Source organism: Lysobacter sp. F60174L2, from assembly GCF_052547135.1.
The window spans coordinates 153632-168358 of sequence record NZ_JBQWRA010000005.1 but is presented as its reverse complement, the minus strand read 5'-3'; the positions used below and the strand labels follow the sequence as shown (position 1 = coordinate 168358).

The window sequence follows — 14727 nt, the reverse complement described above, 5'->3', positions numbered from 1 at the left end:
TTGTCGCCCTCCCGCCGCCGTGCGCGGTTAGGATCTGCAGCATGAGCCAACACGACGACGCCCCGGAAATCCTCTACGACGGCCAGTGGCTGCGCATGGTCCGCCGCGGGCACTGGGAGTACGCCGAGCGCACCCATGGCAATGGCATGGCGGTGATCATCATCGCGGTCACGCCCGACGACGACGTGCTGTTCGTCGAGCAGTACCGGGTGCCGCTGGGCGCGCGCACGATCGAGATGCCGGCCGGCCTGGTCGGGGACGACCACGCCCACGACACCCTGGAATCGGCCGCGCGGCGTGAGCTGGTCGAGGAAACCGGCTGGGAACCCGCGCGGGTCGATGTACTGCTGGTCGGGCCGACGTCCTCGGGCATGAGCAGCGAGCGCATCGCGTTCGTCCGCGCGCGCGGCCTGACCCGGGTCGGCGAAGGCGGCGGCGTCGACAACGAGGACATCACCGTCCACAAGGTGCCCCGCGCGCAGGCGCCGGCATGGCTGATGCGGAAACAGGCCGAGGGTTTCGAACTCGACCTCAAGCTGTGGGCCGGGTTGTGGATGATCGACCACAACCCGGACGGTTCAGCGGTCTCCGACTAGCTCGCGAAGCCGTCGGTCGCGCGCACCAGCGCGTCGATGTTCTCGACCTCGAACGCGGAGTGGCCGGACGCCGGGGTGATCGCCAGTTCCGCCTTCGGCCAGGCCTTGTGCAGGTCCCAGGCATTGCGCACCGGGCAGACCACGTCGTAACGGCCGTGGACGATGATGCCGGGGATGTCGGCGATGTTGCCCGCATCGCGCAGCAGCTGGTCGTCGACCTCGAAGAAGCCGCTGTTGACGAAGTAGTGGTTCTCGATCCGGGCGAACGCCAGCGCGAACTTCGGGTCCTCGTGGCTGTTGGCGAAGTCCTCGTCGATGTGCAGGAAGCTGGTCGCGCCCTCCCACACACTCCAGGCCCTGGCCGCGGCCAGCCGGGTCTTCTCGTCGTCACTGGTCAGGCGGCGGTGGAACGCGCTGATCAGGTCGTGCCGCTCGACCTCGGGGATCGCCTTGAGGTAGTGCTCCCACGCTTCCGGGAACAGCCGGTTGGCGCCCTCCTGGTAGAACCACTCCAGCTCCCAGCGGCGCAACATGAAGATGCCGCGCAGGACCAGCTCGGTGACGCGCTTGGGATGCTTCTCGGCGTAGGCCAGCGCCAGGGTCGAGCCCCAGCTGCCGCCGAACACCTGCCACTTGTCGACGTCGAGCTTGACCCGCAGCTTCTCGATGTCCTCGACCAGGTGCCAGGTGGTGTTGTCGACCAGGTCCGCGTGCGGGGTCGAGCGGCCGCTGCCGCGCTGGTCGAACAGGATGATCCGGTACTTCGCGGGGTCGTGGAAACGCCGCATCTTGCTGCTGCAGCCGCCGCCCGGGCCGCCATGCAGCAACACCACCGGCTTGCCGTCGGGGTTGCCGCACTGCTCGTAGTACAGCGTGTGGCGCTCGTCGACCTTGAGGGTGCCGGTGTCGTAGGGCTGGATTTCGGGGTACAGGGTGCGCATGCGGAGGCTCGTGGGGAGGAGCTGGCCAGTCTAGCGAGGCGGCCGTGGCGTCGCAGCCTCAGTCGCCAGCGAAGGGCCGGCGGCCGAGGCTGATGCGGTCGCGCTGCTCGAGGTCGCGGACGGTTTCCACCTCCACCAGCCCGGCCGCCGCCAGCAGCCCGCGCACGGCATCGCCCTGGTCCCGGCCGTGCTCCAGCAGCAGCCAGCCGCCGGGAACCAGGTGCCTCGGCGCGTCGGCCACGATCCGGCGGATCGCATCGAGGCCATCGATGCCGGAGGCCAGCGCGCCGCGGGGTTCGTAACGCAGGTCGCCCTCGCCCAGGTGCGCGTCGCCATCGGCGATGTAGGGCGGGTTGCTGGCGATCAGGTCGAACGTCTCGCTGGCGAGCGGCGCGAACCAGTCGCCCCGGAGGAACCGCACGTTGGCCAGTGCCAGCGCGCGCGCATTGGCGGCGGCGACCCCCAGCGCATCGGCGCTCGCGTCGGTTGCGAGTACATCGGCGCGGGGTCGCTCGTGCGCCAGCGCCAGCGCGATCGCGCCGCTGCCGGTGCCGAGATCGGCGACCTGCTGCGGCTGGTCGGCGGGCAGGCGTGCGAGCGCGAGTTCGACCAGCAATTCGGTTTCAGGGCGTGGAATCAGGGTGGCCGGGCCGACCTGCAGGTCGAACCGCCAGAAGCCGCGGCGCCCGGTGAGGTAGGCGACGGGTTCGCCGGCGCGGCGGCGCGCCAGCAGGTCGGCGAAGCGGACCGTGGCGTCGGCGTCGAGGTCATCGTCGCCATGGGCATAGAGCCAGCTGCGGGGCCGGTCAAGCACGTGGGCCAGCAGCACTTCGGCATCGCCCGGCTCGAGTCCGGCGCGGGCATCGCGCAGTACGGCGTCTATCCGTGCCATCGGAGGGTGCGGCGGAAAGTCATGGGAGCTCGGCGTATTCGATGGCGGGCATCGTACGCGAGGGGTGGGAGATGGGGGTGCCGGCGTCCGGCGACAAGACGCATCGCGCTGTGCCCGCAGGCCGTGAATGTAGGAGCGACGTAAGTCGCGATTTCACGGCGAAACCGGATATCAGTGAAATCGCGGCTTACGTCGCTCCTACAAAAAGCCGACGGACCGCTTGGCGGGTTGCCGGCGGAGGCGACGGGCGCCGCCTCCGCCTCCCGATCAGTACTCGATCGGCTGGTCCGCCCGCGCCGCCTTCGCGGCGGCGCACAGGCCGATCGCCTCCACCCGCTGCTTGAGGTCCAGCGGGCCGCCTTCGATGGTCTCCATGCGCTTGCCGAAGCGGGCCTGCAGTGCCGTCGCCTCTTCGGTGCTGCACATGCCGGCCGCATAGGCGCCGGCGATCGCCGAACCACCCGGGTCGAGCTTGGCCTGCAGCGCGTCGTAGTTGGTCTCCAGCCACTCACGCAGCGCCGGGCGCAGTTCCTCCTCGCCGGCCTGGCTGAAGATCACCGAGAAGATCTCGTTGAGCCGCAGCAGGCCCGGCTCCAGCACGAAGCCGCGCGCGCGCGCCGCCAGGGCCGGGTCGGTGACGCTGCCCATCGCCGCCAGCAGCTCGCGGCGGATCACCGCGTCGTCGCTCGCGCGCAGGTGCTTCTCGGCAAGGTCGAACGCTGCCTTGCCGCCGTCCTGCACCGCCACGCCGACCGCCGTATCGCGCAGGTCCTGGGCCACCGCGTCGGCATGCAGTTCGCCGTCGCCGCCGAGGCCGAGCACGCGGTTGCCACGCTCGACGAAGTCGGCGCGCACGGTCGGGTCTTCCACGCCCTCGGCGAAGTAGCCGATCAACTGGCTGCGCAGCAGGCGGTCGTCGTCGCTCTCGCCGTCCTTAGGAGCCATGCCTAATGCCTGCAGGCGCGGGCGGTAGATGTCGGCGAAGTGGTCACGCAACTTCGCACGCTCGGCCTCGTCGTCGACCAAGTGGTCGTTGATCCAGTCGAAGGTCCACATGCCGGCGGTCGCGGTCTGGCGCGAGTCGGCGGTGGCGAATTGCGGCAGCGCGGCGATCATCTGCGACACGGTCAGGTCGCCGGCGCCGTAGGCCGCGGTGACCGAGTCGGCGTAGACGCGCTGCTCGCGTTCGTCGAGGTCGGCGAACGCGTCCGACAGCGACTGCTGCCACTTCGGCGCCAGCGCGAAACGGTAGTAGCCGTCGCCATGCGCATTGGGCATCACCCACGCCGGGCAGCTCTGCGCGTCTTCCAGTTCGAAGCGTGCCTGCTCGCCTTCCACCAGGCCGCACTGCTCGTGCACCTTGCCGTCGGCCGAGTAGCGCACGCACATCGGGATGCCCCAGGTCTGCGCGGCGCTGGCGGCCGAACCCAGCGGCAGGTAGCGACTCTGGGCCAGGGTCAGCGCCGGCGACGTGCCATCGGCGCAGTCGACATCGACCTTGACCATCGGCACGCCGGGCTGGTCGATGAAGCTCAGGAACGAGGCGGTGATGCCCGCCGGGTTGTCGCTCTGCGCGGCCACCGACTCGATCAGGTCGGTGCTGGTGGCGTTGCCGCGGGCGTGCTCGACCAGATAGTCGTGGATGCCCTTGCGGAAGTTCTCCTCGCCGACGAAGTTCTCGAACATCGACAGCACCGCGCCACCCTTCTGGTAGGTGATGCCGTCGAACGCCGACTGGATCTGGGTGAAGTCGCCGATCGGCTGGTGGATGCGGCGGGTGCTGGCGAGGCTGTCGGCGCCCATCGCGCGCAGGCCGCCCTCGAGGATGTTGCGGTCGGTGTGGAAGCTCGGCTGCAGCTGGCCGGTGATCTTGTTGCCCATCCAGGTCGCGAACGCCTCGTTGAGCCACAGGTCGTCCCACCACGCCATGGTGACGAGGTTGCCGAACCACTGGTGGGCCAGCTCATGCGCGCTGACGCCCCAGAAGCCCTGGCGCTGGCCGACCGAAGAGTCGTCATCGATCAGCATCAGGGTGTCGCGGTAGATGATCAGGCCGGCGTTCTCCATCGCACCGGCGCCGAAGTCCGGCGCGGCGACGTTGTCGAGCTTGGAGAACGGGTACGGGATGCCGAAGTAGTCCTCCAGCGCGGTCACGATGGCCGGGGTGTTCTGCAGCGAGTACGCCATGCGCTCGCCCTCGCCCGCGGCGGCAACGCCACGCAGCGGGATCGGCTGGGTGCGGTCGCCATTGGCGGCGATGTCGGGGCCGGCCGGCACGTCCCACGGACCGACCACGAACGCCAGCAGATAGGTGGGCAACGCCTCGGTGCGGGCGTAGGTGATCTTCTTCCACGGACCGTCGAGGTCCTCGGTCTTCTCGACCAAGGTGTTGGCGATCGCGGTGTCGGCGTCCGGCACGACCAGGGTCACGTCCCACGGCTGCTTGAAGCTGGGCTCGTCGAAGCTCGGGAACGTGCTGCGCGCGCCGATCGCCTCCATCTGGGTGACGATGTAGTTCTGGTCCTTGGGCTTGACCCGGTAGGCGCCCATCAGGTTGCCGTACGGCGCCTCGAAGGCGATCTCGATGTCGACCTTGCCGGCCGGCAGGGCCTGCGCGGCGGCCAGTTTGAGCACGCCGGAGACATGCACCTGCTCGGCATCCAGGGCGACCCGGGTACCGTCGGGCAACACCGCTTCGGCCGACGTGATGTCGAGGTCGCGGCCGTGCATCCAGACCACGTCGGTCGCCTCGGCGACGTCGGCGTGGATCACGGTGCGGCCCGAGAAGCGCTCCTGCGCCGGATCGAGCTTGAGTTCCAGTTCGACCAGGCTCGGCACCACGGTGCGCGGCAGTTGGCCCGTCGGGACGGCGCTTTCGACGGCGGCGGGGGCCTGCGACTGCGCGGCCATGGCGGCGGTCGAGGTGGTCAGCGCCAGCGCGACGGCGCAGGCAAGGTGGCGGATGCGGTGCACGGCGGGACCCCCAAGGTCATTGTCCAGGTGAACGCCGACGATAGCCGCCATGCCGTCGGGTGCCCCATGACGATAGTCACGACGACCGGCTTACACAGCCGGGCCTATCGTCCGTCCGGGTAGGCAACGGCGCGGGTTTCCATATACACGATCTATTACATCGATCCCATCAATCGATTTGATCGAATCGATACCCCGGCCTACCATGGCCGCACTTTCCACCCTCCCACCCACCACCAAGGACTGACTCAATGTCTCTGATCAACACCGAAATCAAGCCGTTCAAGGCGCAGGCGTTCAAGGAAGGCAAGTTCTTCGAAGTCTCCGACGCCGACCTGAAGGGCAAGTGGTCGATCGTGTTCTTCTACCCGGCCGACTTCACCTTCGTCTGCCCGACCGAGCTGGAAGACCTGGCCGACAACTACGCCGAGTTCCAGAAGCTGGGCGCGGAGATCTACAGCGTCTCCACCGACACCCATTTCGCCCACAAGGCGTGGCACGACAGCTCCGAGGCGATCAAGAAGATCAAGTACACGATGGTCGGCGACCCGACCGGCGTGATCAGCCGCAACTTCGAGGTGATGATCGAGGACGTCGGCCTGGCCGACCGCGGCACCTTCGTGATCGACCCGGACGGCAAGATCCAGATCCTCGAGATCAACGCCGGTGGCATCGGCCGCGACGCCAGCGAGCTGCTGCGCAAGGTCAAGGCCGCCCAGTACGTCGCCGCCCACCCGAACGAGGTCTGCCCGGCCAAGTGGAAGGAAGGCGAGAAGACCCTGGAGCCGTCGCTGGACCTGGTCGGCAAGATCTAAGCCTTCGGTTGCTCCCTCTCCCGCTTGCGGGAGAGGGCTGGGGTGAGGGCAGGCCTCTGCCCTTACCCCGGATGCTTGCACCAGCGGCCTGGGACGTGCCGGATTTCTTCCCACCGGCTCCCTCCCTCCGGCCCAGGCCGCTCCTGCAAGCACCCTCTCCCCGATTTCCAGTCACTGGAGCCGTCCCCATGCTCGACGACAACCTCAAGACCCAGTTGAAGGCCTACCTGGAGAAGCTGGTCCAGCCGATCGAGCTGGTGGCTTCGCTCGATGACGGCGACAAGTCGCGTGAACTCGACGCGCTGTTGCACGACATCGCCTCGATGTCCGACAGGATCACCCTGCGTCGCGACGACAGCGCCGACGCGCGCAAGCCGTCGTTCGCGATCAACCGGCTCGGCACCGACGTCACGGTGTCGTTCGCCGCGATCCCGATGGGCCACGAGTTCACCTCGCTGGTGCTGGCGCTGCTGTGGGTCGGCGGCCATCCGCCGAAGATCGACGAGGAACTGGCCAACCAGGTCCGCGACCTCGAAGGCGAGTTCCATTTCGAAACCTTCATGTCGCTGTCGTGCCAGAGCTGCCCCGATACCGTGCAGGCGCTCAACCTGATGAGCGTGCTGAACCCCAACATCCACCACGTCGCGATCGACGGCGCGCTGTTCCAGAGCGAAGTCGAGGCGCGCGAGATCATGTCGGTGCCGACCGTGCTGCTCAACGGAGAGGCGTTCGACACCGGCCGGATGACGGTCGAGCAGATCATCGCCCGGCTCGACACCGGCGCCGGCGAGCGCGCGGCCGAGCAGATCAAGGCCAAGGACGCGTTCGACGTGCTGGTCGTCGGCGGTGGCCCGGCCGGCTCGGCGGCGGCGGTCTACGCTGCGCGCAAGGGCATCCGCACCGGCGTCGCCGCCGAGCGCTTCGGCGGCCAGGTGCTGGACACCATGGCGATCGAGAACTTCATCTCGGTGCAGTACACCGAGGGCCCGAAGATGGCGACCGCGCTGGAGCAGCACGTGCGCGAATACGACGTCGACATCATGAACCTGCAGCGCGCCGAGAAGCTGATCCCCGCTTCCGAACCCGGCGGTCTGGTCGAAGTGCAACTGGCCAATGGCGCGTCGCTGAAGTCGCGCAGCGTGATCATCTCCACCGGCGCGCGCTGGCGGCAGATGGGCGTGCCCGGCGAGGAGCAGTACCGCAACAAGGGCGTGGCCTACTGCCCGCACTGCGACGGCCCGCTGTACAAGGGCAAGCGGGTGGCGGTGATCGGCGGCGGCAACTCCGGCGTCGAGGCCGCGATCGACCTGGCCGGCATCGTCCGCCACGTGACCCTGGTCGAGTTCGACAGCAAGCTGCGCGCCGATGAAGTACTGCAGCGCAAGCTGCGCAGCCTGCCGAACGTCGACATCATCGTCAGCGCGCAGAGCACCGAGGTGCTCGGCGACGGCCAGAAGGTCACCGGCCTGGTCTACACCGACCGCGAGAACGGCGGCAGCCATACCGTCGAGCTGGAAGGCATCTTCGTGCAGATCGGCCTGCTGCCGAACACCGAATGGCTCAAGGGCGACGTCGAACTGTCGCCGCGCGGCGAGATCGTGATCGACGAGCGCGGCGCGACCTCGATGCCGGGCGTGTTCGCCGCCGGCGATGCGACCACGGTGCCGTACAAGCAGATCGTGATCGCGATGGGCGCCGGCAGTACCGCCGCATTGAGCGCGTTCGACCACCTGATCCGCACCTCCGCACCGGCGCAGCAAGCGCAGGCGGCGTAGGGTTTTCGCTCCCTCTCCCGCTTGCGGGGTGAGATGATGCGGCTTGCGCGCCACTGGCGCGCGCATCATCGAACGCCCACACCGCTGGTGTGGGCCGGGGCGCGGAGCGGGGCTGGGGTGAGGGCAAGCGACACACAACATGCGGCGCTTGCCACCGAAAAGCGCCCTCATCCGCCCTCCGGGCACCTTCTCCCGCCAGCGGGAGAAGGAAAAGGCAGAGCCCCTATGAACCTGCGTGACCTCAAGTACCTGCTGGCGCTGGCCGACCACAAGCACTTCGGTCGTGCCGCCGCGGCCAGCTTCGTCAGCCAGCCGACCCTGTCGACCCAGATCAGGAAGCTGGAGGAGGAACTCGGGGTGGCGCTGGTCGAGCGCGCGCCGCGACGGGTGATGCTGACCCCGATCGGCCGCGACATCGTCGAACGCGCACGGCGGGTGATCGCCGAGATCGACCAGATGGCCGAGGTCGCCCGCCGCAGCCAGGATCCGGAAGCCGGCACGGTGCGGCTGGGTCTGTTCCCGACCCTCGCCCCGTACCTGCTGCCGCACGTGCTGCCGGCCGTGCGCGAGCGCTTCCCGCGGCTGGAACTGCTGCTGGTCGAGGAGAAGACCGACCAGATCCTCGCCCGCCTGCGCGACGGCCGGCTCGACGCCGGCATCCTCGCGCTGCCGCTGCATGACGAGCAGTTGCACATCGAGCCGCTGTTCGACGAACCGTTCCTGCTCGCGGTGCCACGCGGCCACCCGATGGCCCGGCAGGAGTCGCTGGACCTGAGCCAGCTCGACGACCAGCACCTGCTGTTGCTGGAGGAAGGCCACTGCCTGCGCGACCAAGCACTCGATGTCTGCCGCCTGTCCGGCGCCGACGAGCGCGACGGCTTCCGCGCGACCTCGCTGGAAACGCTTCGGCAGATGGTCGCCTCCGGCGTCGGCATCACCCTGCTGCCGGTGCTGGCGGTGCAACCGCCGGTGCCGGTGTCGCCGGATATCGCGCTGCTGCCGTTCAAGAACCAGCCGCCGCATCGCCGGATCGCGATGGTGTGGCGCAGGAGCTCGGCGATGGATGCGTTTTTGCAGCAGCTGGCCGGCGCGTTCCGGCAGGTGCCGGCGGCGTTGTTGCAGCCGCCCAGGGCCGCCTGAGCGCCGCTTCGCGAGCGTTGCGGCGCTGACGGGCCGGGTTCCGGGCGACGGATCGGATTCCGATGTGTCGGTACCCGCTGATGTCGGGCTCCGATGCGTCGGGCTCCAATGGCGTCAGGCTCCGATGTAGGAGCGACGTAAGTCGCGATTTCACTGATACCCGGAATTGCCGTGAAATCGCGACTTACGTCGCTCCTACCCAAGTACACAAAGTGGTCAGCCGGGGGCTGGCAGGGCGTCGCCCTCGCCGGGCACCTGTTCGCCCTCGGCCATCTCCGAACCGAGATCCAGCGCATCCACCACCTCCCGCGCCTGCGGCCAGGCGCTGTCCGGCACGCAGACCTGCACCACGCCGAACAGCGGCAACTCGCCCATGCCGCCCAGCAGCGCCTCGCCCTTGAGGAACACCGGGATCTCGGCGGCCTCCAGCGCATGCTTGACCAAGTGCGCGTCGATCAGGCCGGCCGCTTCGTAGACAACTTTCATCAAGGGCGCTCCGCAGCGGGGATGTCGGCAGCATAGCCGCGCCCGCGTGAACCCGCGGAGGCCGGCGGATGCAGCGCCCAACCGCTAAACTGCACGACCTCCCCGCCTGCAGTCGCGCCGCATGTCCGTTACGCCAGACCCCAACGCCCCCGCCACTCCGGATGCCCCCGTCAGGCAGGACTTCGTCCGGCAAATCGTCCGCGACGACCTCGCCAGCGGCAAGCACGACGCGGTCAAGACCCGCTTCCCGCCCGAGCCCAACGGCTACCTGCACATCGGCCACGCCAAGGCGATCTGCCTGGACTTCGGCCTGGCGGCGGAATTCGGCGGCGTCTGCAACCTGCGGCTGGACGACACCAACCCGGCGAAGGAGGACCCCGAGTACGTCGCCGCGATCCAGGAGGACGTGCGCTGGCTCGGCTTCGAGTGGAACGAGCTGCGCCACGCCTCCGACTACTTCGAGGTGTTCTACCGCGGCGCCGAGAAGCTGATCGAACAGGGCGACGCGTTCGTCTGCGACCTGAGCGCCGAGCAGATCCGAGAATACCGCGGCAGCCTGACCGAGCCGGGCCGCGAGTCGCCATTCCGCAACCGCAGCGTCGAGGAGAACCTCGACCTGTTCCGCCGCATGCGCGCGGGCGAGTTCGCCGACGGCAGCCACACCCTCCGCGCGAAGATCGACATGGCCAGCGGCAACATCAACCTGCGCGACCCGGCGCTGTACCGGGTCAAGAAGGTGCCCCACCAGAACACCGGCGATGCCTGGCCGATCTATCCGATGTACGACTACGCGCACTCGCTCAGCGACGCGATCGAGGGCATCACCCATTCGCTGTGCACGCTGGAGTTCGAAGACCACCGGCCGCTGTACGACTGGTGCGTCGACAAGGTCGACCTCGCCAACTCGCCCGAACTGCTGGAGTCGCTGACCTCCAACGGCTTGCCGTTCGAGGCGCGCAAGCCACGCCAGATCGAGTTCTCCCGCGCCAACCTCAACTACACGGTGATGAGCAAGCGCAAGCTCATGGCGCTGGTGCAGGCCGGGCTGGTCGACGGCTGGGACGACCCGCGCATGCCGACCCTGCAGGGCATCCGCCGGCGCGGCTACACCCCGGCGTCGCTGCGGCTGTTCGCCGAGCGCCTGGGCGTCAGCAAGCAGAACTCGCTGATCGATTTCTCGGTGCTCGAAGGCTGCCTGCGCGAGGACCTCGACGTCGCCGCGCCGCGACGGATGGCGGTGATCGAACCGTTGAAGCTGGTGCTGACCAACCTGCCCGACGACCACACCGAATCGTTGACCTTCCCGAACCACCCGAAGGACGAAAGCTTCGGCAGTCGCGCCGTGCCGTTCTCGCGCGAGCTGTGGATCGAACGCGACGACTTCGCCGAAGTCCCGCCGAAGGGCTTCAAGCGCCTGATCCCCGGCGGCGAAGTGCGCCTGCGCGGCGCCGGTATCGTGCGCTGCGACGAGATGATCAAGGACGACGCCGGCCACGTGGTCGAGCTGCGCGGCACACTCGACCCCGAGTCGCGTCCCGGCATGGAAGGCGCCAACCGCAAGATCAAGGGCACCATCCACTGGGTCGGCGCGCGTGATGCGGTGGCAGCCGAAATCCGCCTGTACGACCGCCTGTTCTCGGTGCCCAATCCCGACGACGACAGCGATGGCAAGACCTACCAGGACCACCTGAACCCGGATTCGCGCCGCACCGTGACCGGCTATGTCGAGCCGGCCGCCGCGAGCGCCGCGCCCGAGCAGGCGTTCCAGTTCGAGCGGCTCGGCTACTTCAGCGCCGACCGCCGCGACCACACGCCCGCACGCCCGGTGTTCAACCGCAGCGTCACGCTGCGTGACATCTGGGCAGGCAAAGCTTGAGCGCCCCAAGCCACGGAGAAGCCTGATGTCCGTCCCGTCGCTGTTCCGTTCGATCCGCCGGTTCGGCCTTCCCGTGCTTGCGGCGCTGGCCCTGGCGGGCGCCGGTTGCGCGGCGCCGTCGCCCGGGAACGGTCGCACCGCGCCGGTCGCGTCGGTGCCCACATCCGCCGCACCCGATGCCGGACCGGCACCGGCCGCGCCGGTTCCGGCAGGCCGTACCGACCTGGGGCAACCCGGTTCGCAACTGCGACCTGCACCACGACTCGACGCCCCGCCATCGCGTTCCCCGGCCGATCCCGCCAGCGTGGAAATCGACCGCAGCTGCAGCACCGACGCCGAATGCACGGTCAAGGACGTCGGCAACTGCTGCGGCTACTACCCCGCCTGCGTCAACGTCGACAGCCCGACCGACCCGGAAGGCGTCAAGGCCCAGTGCGCGAAGTCCGGCATGGCCTCGGTCTGCGGCTTCCCCGCGATCACCAGTTGCCAGTGCGTGGCCGGCGAGTGCAAGGGCAGCAACAAGGCATTGCTGCAATAGGAGTCCGACGATGCTGTACGCACAGATCCACCTGACCCTGCCGGCCTGGGTACACGAGGCCGTCGACAGCGGGCGCAGCTATCCGGGCGACGATGCCAAGGTCGAGCTTGCGATCGAACTGGCCCGGCGCAACGTCGATGCCCGCAGTGGCGGCCCGTTCGGCGCCGCGGTATTCGGTCCCGACGACCGCATCATCTCGGTCGGGGTCAACCGCGTGCTGCCGCAATCGTGTTCGCTGGCGCACGCCGAGACGATGGCCTACATGCTGGCCCAGCAGCGCACCCAGCGCCCCAGGCTCAACGAGCTGGAGCCGGGTGTCCACGCCGGCCCGGTGACCCTCGCGACCTCCGCCCAGCCCTGCTGCCAGTGCTATGGCGCAACGTTCTGGGCCGGCATCGACCGCCTGCTGATCGGTGCGCGCAGCGAGGACGTGGAAGCGCTGACCGAGTTCGACGAGGGTCCGCTGCCGGCGGACTGGACCGGCGAACTGCAACGCCGGGGCATCGAGGTGGTGCGTGACCTGCAGCGCGACCGCGCCTGCGAGGTGCTGCGCGATTACGGCCGTCTGGGTGGCGGCAACTACTGAGCTGGCGCACCCCGCCGGCGCCTCGCCGGCGAACCCCGCGGCAGACGCGAGGTGCACGGACGCGTATGGTCACCCCGACTGTCGATCGCGGCTGAAGCCGTTCCTATCCGAGACCCCATGACCGACGCCCTGTTTTGCTGGTGCCGCGCCGGCTTCGAACCCGAACTCGCCGCCGAACTCACCGAACGTGCCGCGCTCGCCGGCCAACCCGGTTATGCCCGCGCCGACCGCGGCACCGGCTACGTGGAGTTCATCGGTGACAACGCCGCGGCACTGTCGCGCGCGTTGCCGTTCGAACAACTGGTGTTCGCCCGGCAGAAGCTGCTGCGGCTGGCCGACCTGCGCGGCCTCAACCCGACCGACCGGATCACCCCGGTACTCGACGCGCTCAACGCGCTGGGCCCGGTCGCGCCATTCGGCGAGCTGTGGACGGAACACCCCGATTCCGACACCGGCAAGCCGCTGGCGGGCCTCGCCCGCAGCTTCGGCAACGCGCTGCGACCGGCCCTGCGCAAGGCCGGCTGGCTGACCGCGCAGGACGATCCCCGCCGCCCGCGGCTGCACGTGGTTTTCCTCGGCGGCCACCACATCGTCCTGGCCAGCAGCGACCCGGCCGACAGCGCCCCGTGGCCGCTCGGCATCCCGCGCCTGCGCGTCAACGCCGACGCCCCGAGCCGTTCCGCGCTGAAACTCGAGGAGGCGCTGCTGACTCTGCTCGACGAGGACGAACGCGCCCGCCTGCTGCGCGACAACATGCAGGCGGCCGACCTCGGCGCCGCACCCGGCGGCTGGACCTGGGTGCTGATGCGCCACGGCATGATGGTCACCGCGGTCGACAACGGCCCGCTGAAGCAGGCGCTGCTGGACAGCGGCCGGGTCGACCACCTGCGCGCCGACGGCTTCACCTGGCAGCCGCGGCGCCGGCTCGACTGGATGGTCTGCGACATGGTCGAACAGCCGCGCCGCGTCGCCGAGCGCATGGCCACCTGGTTCCGCGAGGACTGGTGCCGGCACGCGGTGTTCAACCTCAAGCTGCCGATGAAGAAGCGCTGGGAGGAGACTCGGATCTGCCTGGAGGCCTTCGAGCACGGCAGCCACCGCAAGCTGACCATCCGCGCGCGGCAACTGTTCCATGACCGCGAGGAAATCACGGTGTTCGCCATGCCCAAGGGCTGAGCGCCCGTTCAGCTGCAGTCCGGTCGCTGTTCAGCCTGGAGTCCGGCTGTCCACGCGTGGTTGACCGGCGCCGGTCCAACATCGGCCCGTCACCACCCGCGGAGGGCCTGCAATGAACACCGAACTCACCACTCCCGCCACGAGCATCCCGGCTTCAACCCTGCCGGACCGACGTGCCCTGATGGTCCATGCGCTGGCCCTGGCCATGTTCGCCGCGCTGGGCATGAGCGGCACGGCGCTCGCCCAGGAACGCATGACCGAAGTGGAAGCCGAGGTCGAGGCGACCGCGGAGGCCGGCGACGCCCTGACCGCGGCACAGGCCGCGCGGGCCGACGCGGCGGCCGCGCAGGACGCCGCGGTGACCGCGGACGCGATCAGCGATACCCCCGCCGCCAGCCTCGACGGTGAACTCACCGCCGAGGCCACGGCCGCGATTGCCGACCAGGCGTCGATAGACGCGCAAGTGGCGGCGCAGCAGGCGTCGCGGGCGGCACAGGCCGCGCTCGGCGCCCAGGCTGCCGCCGAGGACGGCGACCGGCAGGTCGGCGCCGCGATGGAGGCGCAGCAGGCCGCGAGCGAAGCCGAACTGGCAGGTGCGGTGGCCGATGACGCCAACCAGGTCGCCGAGGCCGCCGCGATCGCGACCGCGCAGGCCACGACCGCCGCCCCCGCGGTAGCGCCGGTGCCGCAGCAACCACCCGTGCCTGCCGCAGGCGCGGCGGGCGAAGCCGAAGTGACCTTCACTTCCAGCCCGTCGAATTCGATCGTCGGTGATTACCAGATCGATTTCGACACGATGGACGGCAATGGCAACGGCAGCATCAGCCGCTCCGAAGCCAGTTCCAACACGACCCTGACCGCCGAGTTCGCCGCGGTCGATGTCGACCGCAACGGGCAGCTGAGCAAATCCGAATTGAAGGGCTGGCTGTAAGC

At 69.1% G+C, this 14727-nt stretch carries 13 protein-coding genes; 9 read left to right on the top strand and 4 right to left on the bottom strand.

All coding sequences use genetic code 11. The features are described 5' to 3' along the window. The first annotated feature begins 41 nt into the window (after window positions 1-41). Complete coding sequence (locus ACT9AS_RS13850) at window positions 42-596, top strand: NUDIX domain-containing protein (protein ID WP_445100742.1); 555 nt, start codon at window positions 42-44, stop codon at window positions 594-596. Here the strand turns inward: ACT9AS_RS13850 and pip are convergent. The 3 genes from pip to ACT9AS_RS13835 form a co-directional block, all read right to left on the bottom strand. Next, on the bottom strand, window positions 593-1537 hold the full coding sequence (gene pip / locus ACT9AS_RS13845) for a prolyl aminopeptidase (protein ID WP_445100741.1): 945 nt from the start codon (window positions 1535-1537) through the stop codon (window positions 593-595). The genes ACT9AS_RS13850 and pip overlap by 4 nt on opposite strands. Before the next feature lie 58 nt (window positions 1538-1595). Beyond that, entirely contained in the window at window positions 1596-2429 is an 834-nt protein-coding gene (gene prmC / locus ACT9AS_RS13840; RefSeq protein ID WP_445100740.1) for a peptide chain release factor N(5)-glutamine methyltransferase, read from the bottom strand. 267 nt (window positions 2430-2696) lie between these two features. Then, complete coding sequence (locus tag ACT9AS_RS13835; protein WP_445100739.1) at window positions 2697-5402, bottom strand: M1 family aminopeptidase; 2706 nt, start codon at window positions 5400-5402, stop codon at window positions 2697-2699. A 251-nt stretch (window positions 5403-5653) separates the two neighbouring features. Here ACT9AS_RS13835 and ahpC point away from each other — a divergent pair, with 251 nt between their 5' ends. The 3 genes from ahpC (at window position 5654) to ACT9AS_RS13820 (ending at window position 9132) form a co-directional block, all read left to right on the top strand. Beyond that, the gene (ahpC, locus tag ACT9AS_RS13830) at window positions 5654-6217 is read left to right on the top strand and encodes an alkyl hydroperoxide reductase subunit C (protein WP_445100738.1); all 564 of its coding nucleotides are present in this window, start codon (window positions 5654-5656) and stop codon (window positions 6215-6217) included. Between the two features lie 188 nt (window positions 6218-6405). Continuing rightward, window positions 6406-7992: an alkyl hydroperoxide reductase subunit F gene (gene ahpF, locus ACT9AS_RS13825; RefSeq protein ID WP_445100737.1), complete on the top strand. Its 1587-nt coding sequence runs from the start codon at window positions 6406-6408 to the stop codon at window positions 7990-7992. A 225-nt stretch (window positions 7993-8217) separates the two neighbouring features. Continuing rightward, entirely contained in the window at window positions 8218-9132 is a 915-nt protein-coding gene (locus ACT9AS_RS13820; protein ID WP_445100736.1) for a LysR substrate-binding domain-containing protein, read from the top strand. Window positions 9133-9348: 216 nt separating this feature from the next. Here the strand turns inward: ACT9AS_RS13820 and ACT9AS_RS13815 are convergent, their stop codons facing one another. After that, entirely contained in the window at window positions 9349-9618 is a 270-nt protein-coding gene (locus ACT9AS_RS13815) for a putative signal transducing protein (protein WP_445100735.1), read from the bottom strand. A gap of 121 nt (window positions 9619-9739) precedes the next feature. Here ACT9AS_RS13815 and ACT9AS_RS13810 point away from each other — a divergent pair, with 121 nt between their 5' ends. The 5 genes from ACT9AS_RS13810 to ACT9AS_RS13790 all read left to right on the top strand — a co-directional run bounded on the left by ACT9AS_RS13810 (window position 9740) and on the right by ACT9AS_RS13790 (window position 14725). Further along, complete coding sequence (locus ACT9AS_RS13810; protein ID WP_445100734.1) at window positions 9740-11494, top strand: glutamine--tRNA ligase/YqeY domain fusion protein; 1755 nt, start codon at window positions 9740-9742, stop codon at window positions 11492-11494. Window positions 11495-11717: 223 nt separating this feature from the next. Continuing rightward, the gene (locus tag ACT9AS_RS13805; RefSeq protein WP_445100778.1) at window positions 11718-12032 is read left to right on the top strand and encodes a hypothetical protein; all 315 of its coding nucleotides are present in this window, start codon (window positions 11718-11720) and stop codon (window positions 12030-12032) included. A 10-nt stretch (window positions 12033-12042) separates the two neighbouring features. Next, the gene (locus ACT9AS_RS13800; RefSeq protein ID WP_445100733.1) at window positions 12043-12618 is read left to right on the top strand and encodes a nucleoside deaminase; all 576 of its coding nucleotides are present in this window, start codon (window positions 12043-12045) and stop codon (window positions 12616-12618) included. Window positions 12619-12735: 117 nt separating this feature from the next. Beyond that, window positions 12736-13794 (top strand): 23S rRNA (cytidine(2498)-2'-O)-methyltransferase RlmM, encoded by a 1059-nt coding sequence (gene rlmM, locus ACT9AS_RS13795; protein WP_445100732.1) that lies wholly within the window; start codon window positions 12736-12738, stop codon window positions 13792-13794. Window positions 13795-13906: 112 nt separating this feature from the next. Then, window positions 13907-14725 carry a hypothetical protein gene (locus ACT9AS_RS13790; protein ID WP_445100731.1) on the top strand — a complete coding sequence of 273 codons (819 nt, stop codon included), beginning with the start codon at window positions 13907-13909 and terminating at the stop codon, window positions 14723-14725. Window positions 14726-14727: the final 2 nt, after the last annotated feature.

What these genes read in the sequence shown, in the direction of transcription:
- ACT9AS_RS13815 (WP_445100735.1), bottom strand. Translation starts at nt 9,618, where the DNA reads ATGAAAGTTGTCTACGAAGCGGCCGGCCTGATCGACGCGCACTTGGTC.
- ACT9AS_RS13810 (WP_445100734.1), top strand. Translation starts at nt 9,740, where the DNA reads ATGTCCGTTACGCCAGACCCCAACGCCCCCGCCACTCCGGATGCCCCC.
- ACT9AS_RS13790 (WP_445100731.1), top strand. Translation starts at nt 13,907, where the DNA reads ATGAACACCGAACTCACCACTCCCGCCACGAGCATCCCGGCTTCAACC.
- ahpF (WP_445100737.1), top strand. Translation starts at nt 6,406, where the DNA reads ATGCTCGACGACAACCTCAAGACCCAGTTGAAGGCCTACCTGGAGAAG.
- pip (WP_445100741.1), bottom strand. Translation starts at nt 1,537, where the DNA reads ATGCGCACCCTGTACCCCGAAATCCAGCCCTACGACACCGGCACCCTC.
- rlmM (WP_445100732.1), top strand. Translation starts at nt 12,736, where the DNA reads ATGACCGACGCCCTGTTTTGCTGGTGCCGCGCCGGCTTCGAACCCGAA.
- ACT9AS_RS13820 (WP_445100736.1), top strand. Translation starts at nt 8,218, where the DNA reads ATGAACCTGCGTGACCTCAAGTACCTGCTGGCGCTGGCCGACCACAAG.
- prmC (WP_445100740.1), bottom strand. Translation starts at nt 2,429, where the DNA reads ATGGCACGGATAGACGCCGTACTGCGCGATGCCCGCGCCGGACTCGAG.
- ACT9AS_RS13800 (WP_445100733.1), top strand. Translation starts at nt 12,043, where the DNA reads ATGCTGTACGCACAGATCCACCTGACCCTGCCGGCCTGGGTACACGAG.
- ahpC (WP_445100738.1), top strand. Translation starts at nt 5,654, where the DNA reads ATGTCTCTGATCAACACCGAAATCAAGCCGTTCAAGGCGCAGGCGTTC.
- ACT9AS_RS13850 (WP_445100742.1), top strand. Translation starts at nt 42, where the DNA reads ATGAGCCAACACGACGACGCCCCGGAAATCCTCTACGACGGCCAGTGG.